Raw genomic sequence first — 20,971 nt, forward strand, 5'->3', positions numbered from 1 at the left:
AAAGAAAAAGCCCGGCGCGAAGCCGGGCTTTTTCCATGCAACTCAAACCGCCATCAATCCCAGTTCAGCGCGCCGCCGGTCTGGTACTCGATGACGCGGGTCTCGAAGAAGTTACGCTCTTTCTTCAAGTCGATCATCTCGCTCATCCACGGGAATGGATTCTCTTCCTGGTCGAACAAGGTCTCCAAACCGATCTGCGTGGCGCGGCGGTTGGCGATGAAGCGCAGGTAACCCTTGAACATGGTCGCGTTCAGACCGAGCACGCCGCGCGGCATGGTGTCTTCGGCGTACGCGTACTCCAGGTCCACGGCCTTCAGGAACAGCTGCTTGATCTCTTCCTTGAACGCCGGGGTCCACAGCAGCGGATTTTCCATCTTGATCGTGTTGATCAAATCGATACCGAAATTGCAATGCATCGATTCGTCGCGCAGGATGTACTGGTACTGCTCCGCCGCGCCCATCATCTTGTTCTGGCGGCCCAGCGCCAGGATCTGGGTGAAGCCGACGTAGAAGAACAGGCCTTCCATCAAGCAAGCGAAGACGATCAAGGACTTGAGCAGCTTCTGGTCGTTTTCCACGGTGCCGGTGGTGAAGGCCGGATCGGTCAGGGTGTCGATGAACGGGATCAGGAACTCGTCCTTGTCGCGGATCGATTTGACTTCGTTATAGGCGTTGAAGATCTCCGACTCGTCCAGGCCCAGCGACTCGACGATGTACTGGTAGGCGTGGGTGTGGATCGCTTCCTCGAACGCCTGGCGCAGCAGGTACTGGCGGCATTCCGGCGCGGTGATGTGGCGATAGGTGCCCAGCACGATGTTGTTGGCGGCCAGCGAGTCGGCGGTGACGAAGAAGCCGAGGTTGCGCTTGACCAGGCGACGTTCGTCGTCGGTCAGGCCGTTCGGGTTCTTCCACAGCTCGATATCGCGCTGCATGTTCACTTCCTGCGGCATCCAGTGGTTGGCGCAGCCGGCCAGGTATTTGTCCCATGCCCACTTGTACTTGAACGGCACCAGCTGATTGACGTCGGTTTTGCCGTTGATGATGCGCTTGTCGTCGGCGTTGACGCGCAGCGCGACTTGCTCGGCGTTGGCTTCGCCGGAGGCCAGTGCGGCCTCGTTGATGGCTTGTGGTACCGCTGGTGCGGCTTCTTCGTCCCAGGACAGCGACATAGTGTATTTCCTTCTGAATTCGTGTATTCGGTCTAAAAAGAACCGCCCGGACGGGCCGGGACGGTTCTCTCTCTATATATATTAGTCAGCGCCGGCTTATTGGCAAGCTTCGCATTCCTCGAAACCGTCGTCGCCGGGACGCAGGTAGCAGGCTTCGCCATCCGCTTCGGCGGTGACCGCCGGAGCCGCCGCAGCGACCGGTGCAGCGGCAGCCGCCGAGGCCATTGCGCTGGCCGACATGCCGCCGTCCACCGACACCGCGTTCAGCGCGCCGGTCTTCGAGGTCGACTTCTCGGTGTGGGTGGCCGAGGTGGTACGCAGGTAGTAGGTGGTCTTCAGGCCGCGCAGCCAGGCCAGCTTGTAGGTCTCGTCCAGCTTCTTGCCCGAGGCGCCGGCCATGTAGATGTTCAGCGATTGGGCCTGGTCGATCCATTTCTGGCGGCGCGACGCCGCTTCCACCAGCCAGGTCGGCGACACTTCGAACGCGGTTGCATAAATATCACGCAGGTCGTTCGGAATGCGGTCGATCTTGGCCAGCGAGCCGTCGAAGTACTTCAAGTCGGCGATCATGACCTCGTCCCACAGGTCGCGCGCCTTCAGGTCGCGCACCAGGTAGGAGTTGATCTCGGTGAACTCGCCCGACAGGTTGGACTTCACGTACAGGTTCTGGAAGGTCGGTTCGATGCAAGCCGACACGCCGATGATGTTCGAAATCGTCGCGGTCGGAGCGATCGCCACGCAGTTCGAGTTACGCATGCCGAACTTCTTGATGCGATCGCGCACCGGGGTCCAGTCCATCGCCGACGACAGGTCCTGCTCCAGGTAGCCGCCGCGCTCTTCGGCCAGCAGCTTGACGGAATCCTGTGGCAGGATGCCGCGGTCCCACAGCGAACCTTTGTACGACTGATAGTGGCCGCGCTCTTCCGCCAGCTCGGTCGAGGCCAGGTAGGCGTAGTAGCACACCGCTTCCATCGAGGTGTCGGCGAAGGCCACGCACTCCGGCGACGAGAACGGCACGCGCATCATGTGCAGGCAGTCCTGGAAGCCCATCACGCCCAGGCCCACCGGACGGTGGCGCATGTTGGCGTTGCGGGCCTTGTCGACGGCGTAGTAGTTGATGTCGATGACGTTGTCGAGCATGCGCATCGCGGTGCGGATGGTCTTTTGCAGCTTGACGTGATCGAGCTTGCCCTCTTTCATATGGGCCGGCATGTTGACCGAGCCGAGGTTGCAGACGGCGATTTCGTCAGGGCCGGTGTTCAGGGTGATCTCGGTGCACAGGTTCGAGCTGTGGACCATGCCCACGTGCGACTGCGGCGAACGGATGTTGCATGGGTCTTTGAACGTGATCCATGGGTGGCCGGTTTCGAACAGCATCGACAGCATCTTGCGCCACAGGTCCAGCGCGGCGATCTTCTTGAACACGCGGATTTCGCCGGCGGCGGCCTTGGCTTCGTAGCCCAGGTAGGCTTTTTCGAAGGCCTTGCCGACCAAGTCGTGCAGGTCCGGGCAATCCGATGGCGAGAACAGGGTCCAGTCGCCCTTTTCCATCACGCGCTTCATGAACATGTCCGGAATCCAGTTGGCGGTGTTCATGTCGTGGGTGCGGCGGCGGTCGTCGCCGGTGTTCTTGCGCAGGTCCAGGAACTCTTCGATGTCCATGTGCCAGGTTTCCAGGTAAGCGCACACCGCGCCTTTGCGCTTGCCGCCCTGGTTGACCGCGACGGCGGTGTCGTTGACCACTTTCAGGAACGGCACCACGCCTTGCGATTTGCCGTTGGTGCCCTTGATGTGGGCGCCCAGCGCGCGCACCGGGGTCCAGTCGTTACCCAGGCCGCCGGCGAACTTGGCCAGCAGCGCGTTTTCCTTGATGGCGTCGTAGATGCCTTCCAGGTCGTCCGAGACGGTGGTCAGGTAGCACGACGACAGCTGCGAACGCAGGGTGCCGGAGTTGAACAGGGTCGGGGTCGACGACATGAAGTCGAACGACGACAGCAGGTTGTAGAACTCGATGGCGCGCGCTTCGCGGTCGCTTTCGTTCAGGGCCAGGCCCATCGCCACGCGCATGTAGAACGCCTGCGGCATTTCGATGCGGACGTCGCGCACGTGCAGGAAGTAGCGGTCGTACAGGGTTTGCAGGCCGATGTAGCCGAACTGCAGATCGCGGTCGGCGACCAGCGCCTTGGCCAGGCGGGTCAGGTCGAATTCGGCCAGCTTGGTGTCCAGCAGCTCGTTTTCGATACCCTTGGCGATGTATTGCGGGAAGTAGGTGATGTATTCGGCGGCCGCCGCGCCCTGCGCGACTTCCTTGCCGAAGACTTCCTTACGAATCGTGTGCAGCAGGATGCGGGCCGTCACTTGCGAGTAGGCCGGGTCTTTTTCCATCAGCGCGCGGGCGGCCAGGATGGCGGACTTGTGCAGCTCTTCGACCGGCACGCCGTCGTACAGGTTTTTCAGCGTCTCGGCGACGATGGCGTCGGCGTCGACGTGCTTTTCCAGGCCGATGCAGGCGGCGTTAATCAGGCCGGTGACGCGGTCCATTTCCAGCGGCTTGCGCTCGCCGTTTTCCAGCACGTGGATTTGCGGCGCGGCGATCTTGGCGCTGGCGCCCTGCGCTTCCTTGAGCGCGCGGCGCTCTTCCATGTGCTTGGCGCGGTACAGGACATAGGCGCGGGCGACATCGTGCTCGCCGGAGCGCATCAGCGCCAGCTCGACCTGGTCTTGCACGTCTTCGATGTGGAAGGTGCCGCCCGATGGCTGGCGGCGCACCAGCGCCGTCACGACGCTGGCGGTCAGCTGTTCTACGAGTTCGCGGATGCGCGCGGAGGCGGCGCCCTGGCCGCCGTTCACGGCCAGGAAGGCCTTGGTGACGGCGATCGCGATTTTCGACGGTTCAAACGCGACGACCGCGCCGTTACGGCGGATGATGCGGTAGTCACCGAGGTCGCCGGCTGCCGTGGACGGGCTGCTGGCGGTGCTCGCAGCGGCTGCTGGTACCAGCGCTGGATTGATGGTGATGTCTTGTGTAGATTGCATTTAAGCTCCCCGATAACGGCGTGCAGTCAGTGCTGCGCGGCTATGTTTGAAAATAAAAAGGCCAAATTGAAGCGATCAGCCACACCTGCCTGGCTGGTTAAACTACTTTAATAAGGGTGGTGAGTTAGTCCAGGAACTTGCTGTGATTTGATTAACCAGTGCCATGTGAACTACTATATCTAGTGATTGCGAAGAACCGATCCACTGATTGTAGTGTTCCGATGGGGCTAATACAAGGGGAAATTTTTGCGTTTCCGCCATTTTTTCGGTTGACTTTACAGAACGCCTTTTACAAAGCGCAATACAGCGCTAGCGCCCACTAACCCGGCTTTCGATATCCGGATTTCTTCACAGAATTTCCGATAACTTTTAACATAAAAGTTCCAATCGAACAACGGTCCGGGGTCGGTTTTGCGGCCGGGCGCGATGTCCTCGTGGCCTTGGACGTCGGTCAGCGGATAGCGCTCGGCCAGCGCCGCCGTCAGCGCCGCCAGCGCCCCGTACTGCGCCGCTTCGAACGGCGTGTCGTCGGTGCCTTCCAGCTCGATGCCGATCGAGTAGTCGTTACATTTTTCGCGTCCGCGAAACGACGACCTGCCGGCGTGCCAGGCGCGGTCGTTGGCCGAGACGTACTGGATCACCCGGCCGTCGCGGCGCACAAAAAAATGGCTCGACACTTTCAGCCCGCGCAGGTCCGCGAACGAAGGGTCAGCATTATAGTCCACCCGGCCGGTAAACAGGTCGGACACGTGGGGACCGCCGAAACAGCCGCCCGGCAGGCTGATATTGTGGATCACCAGCAGCGTGATGTCGGCCGGGTCGGGACGGCAGTCGAAGTTGGGGCTGTCGTAGCGGCTCGCCGCCGGCCACCAGCCGTCCGCGCCTATGCGGTTGTTCATGCCTCGGGCTCCTGGATGTTCAGCTTCTGCATTTGATAGCGCAGCTGGCGGAAGCTGATGCCCAGCAGCTGCGCGGCCTGCGTGCGGTTGAACTGCGTCTGCGTCAGCGCGCGCAGGATGATGTCGCGCTCGACCTGGTTCAGGTAGTCGGGCAGGCTGGCAGGCAGCGGCTCCGTCGCCGCCGACGACGGGAGTGGGGGCGCTGGAACCTGCGCCACCTCCGACGTCTCGACCACCTCGGGCATGCGCGCGCCCTTGAGCGCCAGGTCGGCCACCTCGATCACGCCGTCGTTGGCGAAGGCCAGCGCCCGCTCCAGGATATTTTCCAGCTCGCGCACATTGCCGGGGAAGGGATAGCCGCGCAGCGCATCGAGCACGCCCTCCCCCAGCGCCGCCTGGTGCTCGAAGGTGCCCAACCGCTCCAGGATCGCGCCGGTCAGCACAGGCAGATCGTCGAGCCGCTCGCGCAGCGGCGGCAGACCCAGTTCGATGACATTCAGGCGGTAGAACAGATCCTGGCGAAAGCTGCCCTGCTCCACGCATTGCGCCAGGTTTTTATGGGTCGCACTAATAATACGCACGTCGACCGGCTCCTCGGCGGTGGCGCCGATCTTGCGCACGCGCCGCTCCTGGATCGCCCGCAGCAGCTTGACCTGCATCGCCAGCGGCAGGTCGGCCACCTCGTCGAGCATCAGGGTGCCGCCGTCGGCCGCCTGGAAAAAGCCGTCCCGGTCGTCGGCGGCGCCGGTGAAGGCGCCCTTGCGGTAGCCGAAAAACTCGGCCTCCATCAGCGCCTCCGGAATCGCGCCGCAGTTGACGGCGATGAAGGGTTTGCTGGCGCGCGAGCTTTGCGCGTGGATTTCGCGCGCCGCCAGCTCCTTGCCGCTGCCCGATTCGCCGTGGATGGCGATCGGCGCCATCGAGCGCGCCAGCCGGGCGATCTGCGCGCGCAGCGACTGGATCACCGCCGAATCGCCCTTCAGGCGGCTGGCCGGCGGCGCCGCGCTGGCCGCCTGCCCGGCCGGCGGCGGCACGTTCAGGCGCAGGGCCGAGCGCACCATCAGGCGCAATTGGTCCAGCGCCACCGGCTTGGAGATGTAATCGAAGGCGCCGGCCTTGAGCGCGACGACGGCGTTGTCGGCGCTGCCGAAGGCCGTCACCACCGCGATCGGCGTGTTCTTGTGGGCGGCGCTCACTTCGCGCACCAGCTCCAGACCCAGGCCGTCGGGCAGGCGCATGTCGGTCAGCACCAGTTGATAGTCACGATGCTCACGCTCGGCGCCGGCCAGCAGCGCGCGCGCCTCCGCCAGGGTGGCGGCGCTGTCGACGTCCAGCCCCATTTTCACCAAGGTCAGTTCCAGCAGTTCGCGCAGGTCGGCTTCATCGTCGACCACCAGCACGCGGGGAGAACGCTCGCTCATGGCACTGCCTCTTCTTATTTTTGCGCCGGTTGGGCGAAGGTGATCACAAAGCGTCCGCTGGAGCGGCGGCCGCCATCGGGGCTGTCGCGGCTATCGAAACGGTATTCGTAATCGAGCCGGGCCTCGTTATTCAAACACAATTCGCGCGCCAGATACAGCCCCAGGCCGGTGCCTTTGCTCGATGTGGTGTAAAACGGCTCGAACAGGTGGGCCCGCACCTCCGGCGAGATGCCCGGACCGTCGTCCTGCACATGCAGCTCCATGCGCTGCGCGTGGTGCGGATGGGTGAGCAGGTCGACCCGGATCGATTGCGGGCCGCCGCTGGCATAGCGCACCGCGTTGTTTAACAGATTAAACACCACCTCGCGCAGGTGCAGCGGATCGAAGCGCACCATCGTGCCCGGCGCCACCGACAGGCCGACGATGTCCGACGGCAGGCCGTGGTTGTTGATGAATTCCGACCGCAAGTCGGCCAGGAAGCCGTCCAGCGCCAGCGGCTCGTTATTCGGCTGCACCTTGCGCGACAGCTGCAGGATATCCTCGACCATGCGGTTGACCCGCGCCACGTTGTCGCCGACGATCTTGAGCAGGCGCAGGTGCCCGGTGCTGTCCAGGTCCTCCCCCAGCAGCGCGGTGGCGTGGCCGATGGCCGACAGCGGATTGCGCACTTCGTGGGCGATGCTGGCGGTCAGGCGCCCCATCGACGCCAGCTTCAGTTGCTGCGCCTGATTTTCGATGCCCGTCACGTCCTGCAGAAAAATCACGCTGCGCTCGAAGCCGACGCCGGAGGACGACGTGTCGACCGCCGCGAAGCGCACCTTCAAATGCGCGGACAAGTCGCGGCGCGCGCTCCAGGCGGCGGTCAGCCCTTGCAGCGCCGCGTCGCTGAACGGCTTGATGGTGACGAAGACGGTACTGCGCGCCGGATCGTCGCGCCATTCGGCGTACGCCTGCGCCAACGGCGCCAGCGGCGCGGCCGCCGACAGCTTGAAGTTCAGGTCCGGGCCGACCAATCCAAGCATCTGGCGCGCCGCCGGATTGCCGGCCGAGACCCGCCCGTCCGGATCGACCACCAGGATGCCGTCGCCGATATTGGCCATCACGAGCCGGTTGACCGCCTGCTGCACATTGATTTCCATGCCGCGCTGGATCGCCAACTCCTCCTGGCCGATCAATTTGCCGGCCATCCGGTTGACCACCAGCACGGCGGCGAAAAAGGCGGCGCCGTACAACCCCGATTGCAGCAGGCCATGCTGGCTCTCCATCGCCAGCAGCTGCCACAGGCTCTCGCCGAGTATGAACAGCGCCACCAGCGCGGTGCAGAACAGCGCCAGCACCAGCGGCGCCAGGATGGCCGAACCGGCCAGCGGGAACAGATACAGGATGGCCAGGCCGCTGCGCACCCCGCCGCCGGCGAGGTACAGCAGCGAGATGACGGCCAGGTCGCAGGCGATCTGCGACAGCAGTTGCAGCAGGAAGCGGCGGCGCCAGTAGAAGGCCGTCAGCGCGAAGGCGACCGCCAGGCCCAGATAGGCCAGGCAAACCGGCAGGTAGGGATAGTCGCCGGCGGCGCGCAGGCCCCGGCTGTCGAAACTCAGATAGACCAGCAGCACCAGCGCGATGACCACGCGCGTGGCGTTGAGGGTTTGCAGCGACCGCCAGAAGGTGGCGCGCGATTCAGCCGACAGGGCTTGGAGGCGCGCGACCACCGGTCGGCCCGGGCTTTACGCCGCCGGCGCGGCGGCGTGCGCCGCGCAGCAGTAATCGCGGCCGTTGGCGTGGACCGCCTCCGAGGCGGGGAAGAAAATGCCGCACCTGGCGCATTCGAGCATCGTCTCGGCGTCGGCCAGCGCTTTCTCGGTGCGCGCCTTGTAGACGGTCTGCCCCGCGCCCGGGGCGCCCGGCGGCACCTCCTGGTTCGGCGGCGGTTGGCGGAACTGCTGCTGGTTGCGCTTTTGCGCGCTGCGGATTTTGCTGCGGATCGCGAAGATCACCAGGAAAATCAGTCCCAGCCAAAACAAAATACGGCTCATGCCCATCCTTTATGCAAAACCACTTCAAACACAAAACGGCTGCCGACATACGCCAGCAACAACGTCGCAAATCCGGCCAGGGTGAAGCTCAGCGCCGTCTTGCCGCGCCAGCCGCGGAAGCGCCGGCCGGCCAGCAGCGCGGCGAACAACATCCAGGACAGTAGCGTAAACGCCGACTTGTGGTCCCATTTGAGGGCCTGGCCGAACAGCTGTTCCGAAAACACGATGCCCGACAACACCGTCAAACTCAATAACGCGAAGCCGAAGCCTATCATGCGGAACAACAGCTTCTCCATCGTCAGCAGCGCGGGCAGCTGGTCCAGCGCGCCGGACAGGAAGCTTTTGCGGTCGGTGGCCGCGTGCAGCCGCGCCTCCTGCAGCGCCATCAGCACGGCATGGAAGGCGGCGATGGTCAGGGTGCTGTAGGCCATCGTGGCGATGGCAATGTGCCAGCCGAACAGCGAGGTTTTGCCCTCCAGCGGAATCAGGTTACCGGGGAAAATGGCCTGCAGCGCGGCGGCGACGGCGGCGCTGGGCATGACCAGGCGGCGCATGCCGTCCAGGCTGAAATTGCGGTTCTCAAGCCAGTAGGCCGCCACCGAGACCCATAAGGCCGACGACAGCATGGCCGCGAAACCGATCCGCAGCGAGCCGGCCGCCGCCACCTCCAGCCACAGGCCGGCGCCGTGCAAGGTCCAGGCGGCCACCGTCACGGCCGAAATCAGGCCGGCGCGGCGCGATGGCAGGGCGGCGCACAGGATGTACAGCGCGATGGCTGCGATGAACAAGTAGGTCTGCATGTCCGGCAGTTTACACCATCGCTCAGTCGACGGCTGCCATCCTCAGTTCGTCGTTGTGGTGGCGCTGCTGTTCCTCCATGACCAGCTGTCCCAGTTCGCGCTTCAGGGCGTTGAATTCGGCGGCGGCCGGATCGCGCATGCGCGGCAGATCGACGATCAGGTCGCGCTTGACGGTGCCCGGCCGGTAGGTCATGACGACGATGCGGTCGGCCAGGTAAATCGCCTCTTCGATGCTGTGGGTGACGAAGATGATGGTCTTTTTCAGCTCTGACCAGATGCGCAGCAGTTCGTCCTGCAGGTTGCGGCGCGTGAGCGCGTCGAGCGCGCCGAACGGCTCGTCCATCAGCATGATCGGCGAGTCCAGCGCCAGCACCCGGGCGATGGCGACGCGCTGGCGCATGCCGCCCGACAGATCCTTCGGAAAGCGGCTGCGGAAGTCCTGCAGGGACAGCATGCCGAGCAGCTTGTCGACGATGGCGTTGATCTCGCCCTTGGCCATGCCCTTGATCTCCAGGCCGAAGGCGACGTTGTCGGCCACCGTCATCCACGGGAACAGCGCGTACTCCTGGAACACCATGCCGCGCTCCGGTCCCGGTCCGGTCACCAGCTTGCCGTCGGCGGTGATGCTGCCCGACGTCGGCGGCGCGAAGCCGGCCACCGCGTTGAGCAGGGTGGATTTGCCGCAGCCGGAAGGCCCCAGCAGGCAGACGAACTGCCCCTGCGGGATCTCCAGGTTGATGTCCTTGAGCGCCACCAGTTCGCGGTCGGCGGTCTGGAACACCTTGCTGACATTCGATACGACGATATGGGTAGCGCTCATTAATTCTCCAATCCGCGGTGCCAGCGCAGCAGGTGGTTATTCAGCTTGTTCATGCCGACGTCGATGGCCAGGCCGATCAAGCCGATGCTGATCATGCCGGCGATGATTTTGTCGGACCAGAAGTACTCGCGCGCCTCCAGGATGCGGAAACCGAGGCCGTTGTTCACGGCGATCATCTCGGAGACGATCACCACGATGAAGGCGGTGCCGATGCCGATCCGTACGCCGGACAAGATATAGGGCACGGCGGCCGGCAGGATCACGCGCAGGAACATGGTGCCGCCGCTGGCGCCCAGGTTGCGCGCCGCGCGCAGGTAGATGCCGTCGACCTGGCGCACGCCGGCGATGGTATTCATCAGCACCGGGAAGAAGGCGCCCAGCGCGATCAGGAACACGGCCGGCGGATTACCGAGCCCGAACCACAGGATCGACAACGGAATGTAGGCGATCGGCGGGATGGGCCGCAGCAGCTGCACCAGGGGATTGAGCCAGTCGTAGACCCTCGGCTTGGCGCCCATGGCCAGGCCGATCGGCAACGCCAGCCCGGCGCCGATGACGAAACCGACCACCACCCGATACAGGCTGCCGATCGAATCGGTGATCAACTCGCCGGAGACGGCCCACGCCAGCCAGCTCCCGGCGGCCGGATCATACGGCTGCAGCGGCAGCAGGTAGGCGATCCACTTTTCCACCACCGCCAGCGGCGACGGCAGCACCTGCGGATTGACCCAGCCGAGCATCGCCACCGCCTGCCACAGCGCGATGACCAGGGCCGGCACCACCATGCCGACGGCGGCCTGGCGCCAGGAGGAGTTGGAGCGGGCGGCCATTTACTTCACGCCCAGGTTCTTCTTGGCCGCGTCGAGCAGGTCGGTCTTGACCCAGTCCCTGGCCAGCGGCGGCTTGCTCATGCGGCCGACGCCGGTCTTGACCATGACGTCGGTGGTGGTCTGGATATGCTCGGGCGTGATGTCGTAGCTGTAGGGCGAATTGCCGATGGCGTCGTCGAAATCGTCCTTGGTGATCTGGCCCTTGAACACCACCTCGCGCACATACTTCTCGGCCAGCGCCTTGTTTTCGATGAAGCTCTTGGTCGCCTGCACGAAGCAGTTCATGAACTTCTCGGCCACCGGCCGCCGCTCCTTGTAGAACTTCTCGGTCATGACCATGGTGCGCACCGGTTCGCCGATCGGGGTGTCGTAGGGCTTGAGCATCTCGCTGCCGAAACCCTTGTTGATGGCCTGCGAGGACTGCGGCTCGGACTGCATCATGGCGTCGATGTTCTTGCCCAGCAGCGCCTGGTTGAGGTCGGCGTAGGCGAGGAACACCAGTTGCACGTCCTTGCCCGGCTGGTCGGCGAACGTCATGCCGTTCTTTTGCAGCTCGGCCAGCAGCAGCACCTCCTGGATGCCGCCGCGCGTGACGCCGACCCGCTTGCCCTTGAGGTCCTTGACGGTTTTCAGGTTCAGGTCGGTGCGCCCGACCAGCCGCGCCCCGCCCTTGGCGAAACCGGCCACCACATAGATCGGCGCGCCGCCGGCGCGCCCGGAAATGGCCGCCTCCGACGCCGTGGTGCCGATGTCGAGCTCGCCGGCGATGATGGCCTGCATCACGTCCAGCCCCTTGGCGAAGACGTGCTCCTCGACCTTGATGCCGCACTTGGGCGCGATCTCCTTTATATAGGAGACGGCGCCGTAGTGGGCGAACTTGAGGTTGCCGAGACGGACCACGTCCTGCGCGTGGGCGCCACTCGCGCCCATCAACAAACCCACCGCCACGCCCGCCGCCAACGTTCCGCTGATCGATTTCCGTTTCATCCGTGTCTCCTATATAGATAGTGTGCTGGCCGGCGGCCGCGTTATTGTGTTTCGATCATACCAAGCTACGGTTCGCTTGCCTATCGCCATGCGGCGACCTCGGCCGATGCCGACGACGTCTACGCCAACGATAATATATACCTTGGGGAAACTAGGCCGGCATTGCGGGAAATCATGCTTTACGGTGCGCCGGCCCGGGACGCGCGGATGCGCGCGATGCGTTCTGCGCTGGCGGGATGGCTGGACAGATAGGGGGAAGGCGTGGCGGCGGCGTCGCCGTCCTCCTTGTCCAGCTTGGCGAACGCCGCCGCCAGGTGCGACGGGTCGATGCGGTTATGGCGCAACATGGCCACCGCGTAATCGTCGGCCTCGTACTCGGCGTCGCGCGAGTACTTCATGTCCAGCACAAGCGTGGGCAGGGTCGTCATGATCGAGGAGAGGTCGCCGAACACCAGCCAAGTGGTGGCCGCGACGGCCGAGCTCTGGACGATACGCCGCGTCAGGTGGCGCCGGTGCAAATGACCCAGCTCGTGCGCCAGCACGCCCATCACCGCCTGGTCGTCGCCCAGCAGCGCGACCAGCTCGTCGGTCATGACGATCTCGCCGGACGGCAGCGCGAAGGCGTTCGGGCCGACGCGGCTGCTGCGAAACACCAGCCGCCACGACGGCGCCTCCGCCTCGGGCGCGGTCATCGCCGCGAACCGCCGCCGCAACTGCTCCTGGCGCGCCGCCGTCAGCCGCGTCGGCCCCAGCATCCGGCCATCGAGTATCTGCAACACGCCCTGCCCCAGCTGGCGCTCGACGCGCTGCGGCACCGCTTGCGCGATCCAGCCGGCCGCCGCCGGCAGCACGTACACATAGCCGGCCACCAGCACCACCACGGTGGTGGCCAGCGCCCCCAGCGCGGCGCGCCAGCTGTTTTGCCAGCGCACCACCGCGCCGTCGCGGTGGCCGGTCTGCGCCAGCAGCCGCGCGAACGCGTCCGCGTCGTCGACCTCCAGCCAGGCGCCGTCGGCGAACGTCACCTTGCGCGCGGCGTGGCCGCTGCGCTCCGACACCCGCAAGGTGGCTAGCGGGGCCTCGCGCTCGACGTCGCCGGCCAATCGCGCCACGCCGTCGCGCACCTCCAGCGTCACCCGGTGCAGGCGCGAGCTCTTGCCGTCGAAATAGCGGGCCGGCACCAGCCCGGGCGGCGGCGTTTCCATCCCGCCGCTCACAGCGAGAAATCGAAGTCCATGAATTCGGCCATGCCTTCGCCGGTGGCGCTGACGTCGCCGTCCGCGCCAGCCAGCACGTCGTCCAGGCTACCGCTTGGCACCAGCATCAGCGACTCGATCCGGTAGCGCATCGAGCGCACGCGCGCGAACGGCAGGAACAGTCCCAGCGTGCAGATCACGGCCAGGTAATTGGTCACGGTGATGAACAGCATGCGGCCCCATTTGACGTCGGACTGGAAGCGGTGCTGCTCGAGGCTGGTGTGGTTCCACACCATGTTCTGCAACATGTTGATGAACAGCGGCGCGAGCAGCAACAGCCAGGCGTAGATCGCCATGATCACAAAGCCGGTCTCCATCTGGCGGTTCGCGGCGTAACCGGGCGCCTCGGGCGACAACGGCGCGCCGGACAGGATCAGCCAGATCGTCAGGCCGATGCCGGCGCCGCCGGCCAGCACGAAGCAGCCATACAGTTTATAAAAATCGCCGACGCCGGCGTCGAACGAAAAGCGCGCTTGGCCGAAACGGCTTTCATCGACCTGCCAGGCCTTGGCGCGCTGGTGCACGAACGGCGCCGCCAGGCCGGCGCTCACGGCGTTGAGCCACGGGCGCACCAGGTAGTTGACGTAGGCGTCGCGCACGTCCGCGACAAAGCGGAAGCGGATGCCGCGATAGGCCGAGTTATACAGCCGGAACTGGAAGCTGCGCCAGATGAACCAGGGCGCCGCGCCGGCCATGACCACCAGCGCGATCAGCGACAGCACCGGCGACACCTGGGCGCCGAAAAAGTAGACCGCGAACACCACCGCCGCCACGATGCGGCCCTTGAGGATGGCGACCGGATTGCCGTGGTACTCGAAGCTGCTGCCGGCCAGTTGCGTGCTCGAATAAAAATACTGGTTGCGGCGCACCTTGGCCCAGGCGGAATAAACGCCCAGCGTGACGATGGTCAGCAACAGGTTGACGATCCAGATGCGGAAATACTCGCCGCCGGTGGCGTGAAAACGCAGGCGCTCCGGCTGCGCGTCGGGCTCCGTCTGAAACTGCTTCATGGGGGACATCCTCAAATTAGAATAAGCGCGCCAACGCTTGGGCACGCGCAAAGCAAGACGATGCCTTCAAGTCACGGTGTTGTCAATGAGAAATTATACTTTTTGATAACGGTCCATCATGCCTGCCGCCGCCGCGCGATGCGGTAAAATGGCGGCCATTGTCCGGCCTCCGCCGGCCCACCCTACCGTTTTGCAGGTCCCCACATGCTAGATAATCTTACCCAACGCCTTGCCAAGGTCGTCAAAACGATGCGCGGCGAGGCCCGCCTGACCGAAGCCAACACCGCCGAGATGCTGCGCGAGGTGCGCATGGCGCTGCTCGAGGCCGACGTCGCCCTGCCGGCCGTGCGCGAATTCATCGCCCGGGTCAAGGAAAAAGCCCTGGGCGAGGAAGTGATCTCGTCGCTCACGCCGGGCCAGGCGCTGGTCGGCGTGGTGCAGCGCGAGCTGGCCACCCTGATGGGCGCCGACCTCGGCCCGGAGGCCACGCAACTGAGCTTCGCCCAGCAGCCGCCGGCGATCATCCTGATGGCCGGTCTGCAGGGTGTCGGTAAAACCACCACCGTCGGCAAGCTGGCCAAATACCTGAAGGAAGAAAAGAAGAAAAAGGTGCTGACGGTGTCGGCCGACGTCTACCGTCCGGCCGCGATCGCCCAGCTGCAATCGGTCACCGCGCAGGTCGGCGCCGACTTCTTCCCGTCCACCGCGCAGGACAAGCCGGTCGACATCGCGCTCGCCGCGCTCGACTGGGCCAAGAAGCACTACCACGACGTGCTGATCATCGACACCGCCGGCCGCCTGGGCATCGACGAGGCGATGATGACCGAGATCGCCGCCGTGCACGCGGCCGTCAAGCCGATCGAAACCCTGTTCGTGGTTGACGCCATGCTCGGCCAGGACGCCATCAACACCGCCAAGGCCTTCAACGACGCGCTACCGCTGACCGGCATCGTGCTGACCAAACTGGACGGCGATTCGCGCGGCGGCGCGGCGCTGTCGGTGCGCCACATCACCGGCAAGCCGATCAAGTTTGCCGGCGTGTCCGAAAAACTCGACGGCCTCGAGCCGTTCGACCCGGCCCGCATGGCCAACCGCGTGCTGGGCATGGGCGACATCATGGCGCTGGTCGAAGAGGCGCGCAAAGGCGTCGACAGCAAGGCGGCGGCCGACCTGGCGCAGAAGATGAAGGTCGGCGGCAAGTTCGACATGAACGACTTCAAGGCGCAACTGGGCCAGATGAAGAAAATGGGCGGCATGGCCAGCCTGGTCGACAAGCTGCCGGCGCAGTTCCAGCAGGCCGCCGGCGGCGCCAACATGGACCAGGCCGACAAGCAGGTGCGGCGCATGGTCGGCATCATCGATTCGATGACGCCGCAGGAACGGGCCAAGCCGGAACTGATCAAGGCCACCCGCAAGCGCCGCATCGCCGCCGGCGCCGGCGTGCAAGTGCAGGAAGTGAACCGCATGCTGACCCAGTTCGAGCAGATGCAATCGATGATGAAAAAGCTCTCCGGCGGCGGCATGATGAAGATGATGCGCTCGATGAAGGGCATGATGCCGGGCATGCGCTAGGGCGGACCATGGGGGCATGCAAGCGTGCGCTGGCTGTGCCCCAACACGGCGCGGACACGGGGAAATATGCGGGTTTGCGCCCTTGGACGGTGCAGTGGCCCACGTAGGCAGGAATTTACGTGGTGTTTCCGGGCAAAAACGCGAAAAAGACTTGCATAAGGCTTAAAACCCCACCAATATTAGCCGGTGCGATCAATTGCGCAATTTTCCATGTGTTCGTTAAGGAGGCTCGAGAATGGCAACAGCCAAAAAAACCCCAGCAGCAGCACCAGCTAAGAAGGCCGCGGCCGCGAAACCGGCAGCCGCGAAAAAAGCAGCACCAGCAAAAGAAGCAGCAGCCAAACCAGCCGCCGTGAAAAAAGCCGCGGCCCCGGCCGCCGCGCGCAAACCGAACGCCGCTTTCATGAAAGCGATGACCCCATCGACCGTGCTCGCAGCCGTCGTGGGCGCCGAGCCGCTGCCACGCACCGAAGTGACCAAAAAAGTCTGGGATTACATCAAAAAGCTCGACCTGCAAGATCCGGCCAACCGCCGCATGATCAACGCCGACGACAAGCTGAAAGCTGTATTCGGCGGCAAAGCCCAAGTGTCCATGTTCGAAATGACCAAGCTCATTTCCGACCACCTGAAATAAGCGCAGCGGCCGCGGCGCCGCGCCGGAGATGCCTCCCTCGCCCAGCGACGGAGGCATTTTTTTTGCCCCAACTCCGGGGTCAGGTCCACTTTTTCTACACGGCCTGGTGCGTAAGCCCGCGCCACGGTCGGGCTTGTGTAGAAATGGTGGACCTGACCCCGGAGCTGATCAGGTGCCGGCCAGGGAGGCGTCGGACGATTCGCGCGTGATCAGCGTGAACGGCAGCAGCTTGTGCTGCACCGGGGCGGGGTCGCCGGCGCGGCGGCGGCGGATCTGGTCGATCAGCAGGTCGACGGCGGCGCGCGCCATGTCGCTGATCGGCTGGTGGATCGTGGTCAGCTCCGGCCACACCGTAGTGGCGACCGGCGTGTCGTCGAAGCCGCATACCACCAGGTCCTCCGGCACCTGCAGGTGCAAGCCGTGCGCCACCGCCACCACGGCGGCGGCCATGTCGTCGTTGGCGGCGAAGATCGCGCTCGGGCGGCTCTTGTGCGACAGCAGCTGGCGCGCGGCCGTCAGGCCCGAACGGTAAGTGAATAGGCCCGGCGCGACGCGCTCCGGCAGCACGGCCAGGCCGGCTTCGGCCATCGCGTCCTGGTAGGCCTTGTAGCGCAGCAGCGCCGGCGTGTGCAGCGGATCGCCCTGGATGAAGGCGATGTCCTTGTGGCCGCGCCCCAGCAGGTAACGCATCATCGCCATCGCGCCTTCGTAATCGTCGATGCGCACGGCCGACACGCCGGCCACGGGACGGCCGGTGGCGATCGCCACGGTCGGCATGCCGATCTGGTCGAGCTGCTTCAGCGCGGACTTGGAATCGCACAACGGCGGCGGCACCAGGATGCCGTCGGCGCCGTTGGCGATCAGGCGGGCGATGGCGCTGCGCTGGCTGCGCAGGTCGTCGCAACGCTCCAAAATCAACTGGCCGCCGCTCTGGCTGCACTGGTCCATCGCGCCGACCAGAAAGGCGCTCATGTAGGCCGAGCTGGGGTTGCTGTAGAGCAGGCCGACGCCCAGGGTGCCCACCCGGGCCGCGCGGGCGGCAAAGTTGACCTGGTAGTTCAGGGACGCGATCGCCGCCGTCACCTTGTCGCGCGTGGCGTCGGAGACGTGCGAGTTGCCATTCATAACCCGCGACACCGTCATGGCCGATACTCCGGCAACGCGCGCCACATCATAAATGGTTGCGCCGCTCTGGCTACGATCAGTTTGTTTTACAGGCACGTGGTTCCCTTGCTGGCTGGTCAGCGATTCCTTGGTTTAACAAGCTTTTGATTATATGCGATCGCGCCCGGCTTTCCGGCGCCGGCGCCCGCAGGCGCCATGCCGGAAAGCCGGGCGGCTGGCTTACTGCCGCACCGCCGCCGGCGCCACGGTGAAGCTGTAGCTGGCCGGCTGCAGCTTGACGCGGTACTTGGCGTGGGGCCGGCCGTCCAGACTCCAACCCGTATCGCCGCCGACACCGGCCTGCGCCATATCGATCAGCAGCGAGCCGTCGCCGTGCGGCGCGATCTCCGAGCTTTTCCACGTGCCGCGCGGACGCAGGTACAAGTCCTCGTACGGGAAGGCCAGCGCGTTGACCGACAACGGCGCCGCGCCCCTGACGGTGATCCCGGCGCCGCGCGCGTCGAACAGCGACAGCCAGCGCACGTCGGTCTTGTTGCCGCTTTCCTGCGGACGGCTGTAATCGTAATACTGGTCCGCCACCTTGCCGGTATAGCGGCCGATGGCGTAGCCGGTGCTGCGGTCGGCATACGATTCCTGCGGACCACGGCCATACCAGCGCACGCCGTCGAGCGAGTTGTCGTTATCGAAGCGCAGGCCGAGGCGCAGCGGATCGGGCAAGTCGTCGCGCAGCGGCGTGAAGGTCGAGGCCACGCCCAGCACGCCATCGGCGTTCAGGGTGTAGACGGTTTCCCAGTGCGCCGCGCCGGCGCCAAAGCTGTACAGCACCTTGACGCTGTTGGCGCCCGCCTCCACCGAGCGGACATTGCGCTGCTCGGTGAAGGTCTTCCAGACCTTGTGCGTCTTCTCGACGCCGGTGCCCTCGTCGTTGTCGTTCAGGCCGCGCCAGAAGTTCGGCGTGCCGCCCTTGAGCACGATCTTGCCGTCGACGATGTAGTTGATCAGGCCGGTCTTGGCGTCCATCCGCAGCGAGGCCTTGCCCGCCTCGATACGAACATCGTCGCCGTTGCGGGATGGCTTGACCATGCGCGCCGCCTTCGCCACCTTCGGCGCCGGCGCCAGCACGAACTGCGACCAGCCGACCACGCTGCCGGCGGCCACGCCCATGGTGGAAGCGTCCTTGGCCTTGGCGCGCACCGTCAGCACCTGCTCGCCGCCGCCGTTGCCGATCCGGGGCAGGCGCAGTGGAACATCGCGCTTGCCGGCGGCGGCCACGGCCGGCACCTTCAGCACGCCCTTGGCCGCCTCGACGCCGTCATTGGTCAGCACCCAGTCGAAATCGAGGCCGGAGGTGTCCTTGAAGTCGTAGCGGTTGACCACCGTGATGTTGCCGGAGGCAGGCTTGCCTTCGAACACCAGCGGCGAATACACCTTCTGCACCTCGTAGTATTCCGGATCGGGCGTGCGGTCGGCGCGCAAGACGCCGTCGCCGACCACGCTGTTGTCGCCGTTTTTCGGGTTGACGTCGAAGCCCGAAGCCCAGAAGCGGCGGCCCTTGTCGTCGTTCATGTAAACAGTTTGGTCGACCCAGTCCCAGATGAAGCCGCCCTGCAGCTTCTTGTTGGCGCGGATGACCTGCCAGTAATCCTCGAAGTTGCCCAACGAATTGCCCATCGCGTGCGCGTATTCGCACTGGATCATCGGCTGCTTGTAGCGCGGATCGGCCGCATAGTCGGCCATCTTCTCGATATCGTCGTACATCGGCGCGTAGATGTCCGTGTACGTATTCGGCAGGTGCTCCTCGCCGATGGTGCCGTGGCCCAGATAGCTGATCAGGCGGGTGGGGTCGTTGTCGCGTATCCACTGGGCGGCGTTGTCGAAGTTGGGACCGGTGCCGGCCTCGTTGCCCAGCGACCAGAAGATGATCGACGGATGGTTCCTGTCGCGCTGGACCATGCGCGAGACGCGGTCCAGGTGGGCCGCCTTCCAGTGCGGCTTGTAGCCGAGCTGGATCTTCTCGCGCTCGCCCACCAGGCCTTTTTCCATGGCTTGGTCGCCGGCCTGCATATAGCCGTGCGATTCGATGTTGGCCTCGTCCATCACGTACAGGCCGTATTCGTCGGTCAGGTCGTACCAGCGCGGATCGTTCGGATAATGCGAGGTGCGCACGGCGTTGACGTTGGCCTGCTTCATCATCTCGATGTCCTTGCGCATCAGGTCCATCGACATCACGCGGTAGGTCACCGGATCGTGCTCGTGGCGGTTGGTACCCTTGATCATCACGCGCTTGCCGTTCACGCGCACTTCGCCGCCGGCCACCTCCACCGTGCGGAAGCCGATCCGGCGCGACGTTGCCGACAGCAGTTTGCCGTCCGCATCCTTGTACTCGACGACCAGGCGGTACAGGTTGGGCGTCTCGGCCGACCACGGCTTGACGTTGCGGATCACGCCGTCCAGCGCCAGCTTGTCGCCCTGCACGCGGCCGGCGGTGTTGAGCACCGCCTTGTCGCCGTCGTACACGGTGACGGCGATCTCGCCGGCCGATGGCGCGCCGGCCAGCTCGGCGTTCAGCGCGAACAGGCCGTCCTTGTAGGTCTTCTTGTCCAGCAGCGCGGTGACCGTGTAGTCGCGCAGGCGCGACTTCGGCTCCGCGTACACATAGACGCTGCGCTCGATGCCGGACAGGCGCCAGAAGTCCTGGTCCTCCAGGTAGGAAGCGTCGGCCCAGCGGTAAACCTCGATCGCGATGCTGTTCTTGCCCGGCTTGACGTATTTGCTCAGATTAAATTCCGACGGCAGCTTGGAATCCTCCGAATAGCCGACTTTTTCGCCGTTGACCCAGATGTAGTAGGCCGCGCCGGCCGCGCCGATGTGCAGGAAGACATCGCGCCCGTCCCAGTCGGCCGGCACCACGAAATCGCGGCGGTAGGAGCCGACCTCGTTGAGCGCCGGCGGAATGAACGGCTCGGCCATCGGGAACGGATAATCGATATTGGTGAAGATCGGCTTGCCGAAGCCCTGCGCCTGGATCATGCCGGGCACCTGGATCGTCTTCCAGCCGGCAAGGTCGAAGCCGTCGCGGTAGAAGTCCTTGGGCCGCGTCTCGGGCCGCTCGGAGTAGGCGAACGACCAGGTGCCGTCGAGCGACAGATAGTATTTGGACGCGGCTGGATCGGCGGCGATCGCCTGTTCCCGGCTCTCGAAATTGAAGAAGGTCGCCTTCATCGGCTCGCGATTGACCGCGACCACTTCGGGCTGTTCCCACTCGGTGGGCGGCGCCGCGTGGGCCGCTCCCATGGACAAGCTGGCCAGCGCCAGCAGGCATGCGTGGACGGAAAGGCGGAGTGTCATTTGTGCTGCCATCGGTTTTGCCATGTGTCTG

The 20,971-nt window shown here is 64.8% G+C and carries 16 protein-coding genes; 2 read left to right on the top strand and 14 right to left on the bottom strand.

What is annotated here, in order from left to right:
• Positions 1-53: 53 nt before the first annotated feature.
• From AC0IYS_RS26755 to AC0IYS_RS26810, 12 genes are all read right to left on the bottom strand, one after another.
• Positions 54-1,169 (bottom strand): ribonucleotide-diphosphate reductase subunit beta, encoded by a 1,116-nt coding sequence (locus AC0IYS_RS26755; RefSeq protein WP_471708021.1) that lies wholly within the window; start codon positions 1,167-1,169, stop codon positions 54-56.
• Positions 1,170-1,265: 96 nt separating this feature from the next.
• Positions 1,266-4,205, bottom strand: coding sequence for a ribonucleoside-diphosphate reductase subunit alpha (locus AC0IYS_RS26760; protein WP_471708022.1), 2,940 nt, complete (start codon positions 4,203-4,205; stop codon positions 1,266-1,268).
• A 275-nt stretch (positions 4,206-4,480) separates the two neighbouring features.
• Complete coding sequence (gene ampD / locus AC0IYS_RS26765; protein ID WP_471708023.1) at positions 4,481-5,104, bottom strand: 1,6-anhydro-N-acetylmuramyl-L-alanine amidase AmpD; 624 nt, start codon at positions 5,102-5,104, stop codon at positions 4,481-4,483.
• Positions 5,101-6,525: a sigma-54-dependent transcriptional regulator gene (locus AC0IYS_RS26770; RefSeq protein ID WP_471708024.1), complete on the bottom strand. Its 1,425-nt coding sequence runs from the start codon at positions 6,523-6,525 to the stop codon at positions 5,101-5,103. Before AC0IYS_RS26770 ends, ampD begins: the two co-directional genes overlap by 4 nt.
• 14 nt (positions 6,526-6,539) lie before the next feature.
• A complete protein-coding gene (locus AC0IYS_RS26775) occupies positions 6,540-8,234 on the bottom strand; it encodes a sensor histidine kinase (RefSeq protein ID WP_471708025.1) in 1,695 nt (564 codons plus the stop codon).
• 15 nt (positions 8,235-8,249) lie between these two features.
• A complete protein-coding gene (locus tag AC0IYS_RS26780) occupies positions 8,250-8,558 on the bottom strand; it encodes a PP0621 family protein (protein ID WP_471708027.1) in 309 nt (102 codons plus the stop codon).
• The gene (locus AC0IYS_RS26785) at positions 8,555-9,358 is read right to left on the bottom strand and encodes a cytochrome C assembly family protein (RefSeq protein WP_471708028.1); all 804 of its coding nucleotides are present in this window, start codon (positions 9,356-9,358) and stop codon (positions 8,555-8,557) included. Before AC0IYS_RS26785 ends, AC0IYS_RS26780 begins: the two co-directional genes overlap by 4 nt.
• 22 nt (positions 9,359-9,380) lie before the next feature.
• Positions 9,381-10,178: an ABC transporter ATP-binding protein gene (locus AC0IYS_RS26790; protein WP_471708029.1), complete on the bottom strand. Its 798-nt coding sequence runs from the start codon at positions 10,176-10,178 to the stop codon at positions 9,381-9,383.
• On the bottom strand, positions 10,178-11,008 hold the full coding sequence (locus AC0IYS_RS26795; RefSeq protein ID WP_471708030.1) for an ABC transporter permease: 831 nt from the start codon (positions 11,006-11,008) through the stop codon (positions 10,178-10,180). The genes AC0IYS_RS26790 and AC0IYS_RS26795 overlap by 1 nt, the downstream gene beginning before the upstream one ends.
• Positions 11,009-11,938: an ABC transporter substrate-binding protein gene (locus tag AC0IYS_RS26800; RefSeq protein WP_471708944.1), complete on the bottom strand. Its 930-nt coding sequence runs from the start codon at positions 11,936-11,938 to the stop codon at positions 11,009-11,011.
• Between the two features lie 236 nt (positions 11,939-12,174).
• Positions 12,175-13,200, bottom strand: a complete 1,026-nt coding sequence (locus AC0IYS_RS26805) for a M48 family metallopeptidase (protein ID WP_471708031.1) — start codon at positions 13,198-13,200, stop codon at positions 12,175-12,177.
• A gap of 8 nt (positions 13,201-13,208) precedes the next feature.
• Positions 13,209-14,261, bottom strand: coding sequence for a YjgN family protein (locus AC0IYS_RS26810; RefSeq protein WP_471708032.1), 1,053 nt, complete (start codon positions 14,259-14,261; stop codon positions 13,209-13,211).
• A gap of 204 nt (positions 14,262-14,465) precedes the next feature.
• Here AC0IYS_RS26810 and ffh point away from each other — a divergent pair, with 204 nt between their 5' ends.
• The gene (gene ffh, locus AC0IYS_RS26815) at positions 14,466-15,833 is read left to right on the top strand and encodes a signal recognition particle protein (protein ID WP_471708033.1); all 1,368 of its coding nucleotides are present in this window, start codon (positions 14,466-14,468) and stop codon (positions 15,831-15,833) included.
• A gap of 235 nt (positions 15,834-16,068) precedes the next feature.
• Complete coding sequence (locus AC0IYS_RS26820; RefSeq protein WP_471708034.1) at positions 16,069-16,467, top strand: SWIB/MDM2 domain-containing protein; 399 nt, start codon at positions 16,069-16,071, stop codon at positions 16,465-16,467.
• 168 nt (positions 16,468-16,635) lie between these two features.
• On the opposite strand, the gene AC0IYS_RS26825 is transcribed toward AC0IYS_RS26820, so the two are convergent.
• Positions 16,636-17,688: a LacI family DNA-binding transcriptional regulator gene (locus AC0IYS_RS26825; protein WP_471708035.1), complete on the bottom strand. Its 1,053-nt coding sequence runs from the start codon at positions 17,686-17,688 to the stop codon at positions 16,636-16,638.
• Between the two features lie 123 nt (positions 17,689-17,811).
• The gene (locus AC0IYS_RS26830) at positions 17,812-20,940 is read right to left on the bottom strand and encodes a glycoside hydrolase family 2 TIM barrel-domain containing protein (RefSeq protein WP_471708036.1); all 3,129 of its coding nucleotides are present in this window, start codon (positions 20,938-20,940) and stop codon (positions 17,812-17,814) included.
• Between the last annotated feature and the right edge of the window lie 31 nt (positions 20,941-20,971).

Source organism: Duganella sp. AC237, from assembly GCF_979254035.1.

Bases quoted from the DNA above. Each gene is read 5' to 3' on its own strand.
- AC0IYS_RS26755 (WP_471708021.1), bottom strand. From the start codon at position 1,169: ATGTCGCTGTCCTGGGACGAAGAAGCCGCACCAGCGGTACCACAAGCC.
- AC0IYS_RS26760 (WP_471708022.1), bottom strand. From the start codon at position 4,205: ATGCAATCTACACAAGACATCACCATCAATCCAGCGCTGGTACCAGCA.
- ampD (WP_471708023.1), bottom strand. From the start codon at position 5,104: ATGAACAACCGCATAGGCGCGGACGGCTGGTGGCCGGCGGCGAGCCGC.
- AC0IYS_RS26770 (WP_471708024.1), bottom strand. From the start codon at position 6,525: ATGAGCGAGCGTTCTCCCCGCGTGCTGGTGGTCGACGATGAAGCCGAC.
- AC0IYS_RS26780 (WP_471708027.1), bottom strand. From the start codon at position 8,558: ATGAGCCGTATTTTGTTTTGGCTGGGACTGATTTTCCTGGTGATCTTC.
- AC0IYS_RS26785 (WP_471708028.1), bottom strand. From the start codon at position 9,358: ATGCAGACCTACTTGTTCATCGCAGCCATCGCGCTGTACATCCTGTGC.
- AC0IYS_RS26790 (WP_471708029.1), bottom strand. From the start codon at position 10,178: ATGAGCGCTACCCATATCGTCGTATCGAATGTCAGCAAGGTGTTCCAG.
- AC0IYS_RS26795 (WP_471708030.1), bottom strand. From the start codon at position 11,008: ATGGCCGCCCGCTCCAACTCCTCCTGGCGCCAGGCCGCCGTCGGCATG.
- AC0IYS_RS26800 (WP_471708944.1), bottom strand. From the start codon at position 11,938: ATGGGCGCGAGTGGCGCCCACGCGCAGGACGTGGTCCGTCTCGGCAAC.
- AC0IYS_RS26805 (WP_471708031.1), bottom strand. From the start codon at position 13,200: ATGGAAACGCCGCCGCCCGGGCTGGTGCCGGCCCGCTATTTCGACGGC.
- AC0IYS_RS26810 (WP_471708032.1), bottom strand. From the start codon at position 14,261: ATGAAGCAGTTTCAGACGGAGCCCGACGCGCAGCCGGAGCGCCTGCGT.
- ffh (WP_471708033.1), top strand. From the start codon at position 14,466: ATGCTAGATAATCTTACCCAACGCCTTGCCAAGGTCGTCAAAACGATG.
- AC0IYS_RS26820 (WP_471708034.1), top strand. From the start codon at position 16,069: ATGGCAACAGCCAAAAAAACCCCAGCAGCAGCACCAGCTAAGAAGGCC.
- AC0IYS_RS26830 (WP_471708036.1), bottom strand. From the start codon at position 20,940: ATGACACTCCGCCTTTCCGTCCACGCATGCCTGCTGGCGCTGGCCAGC.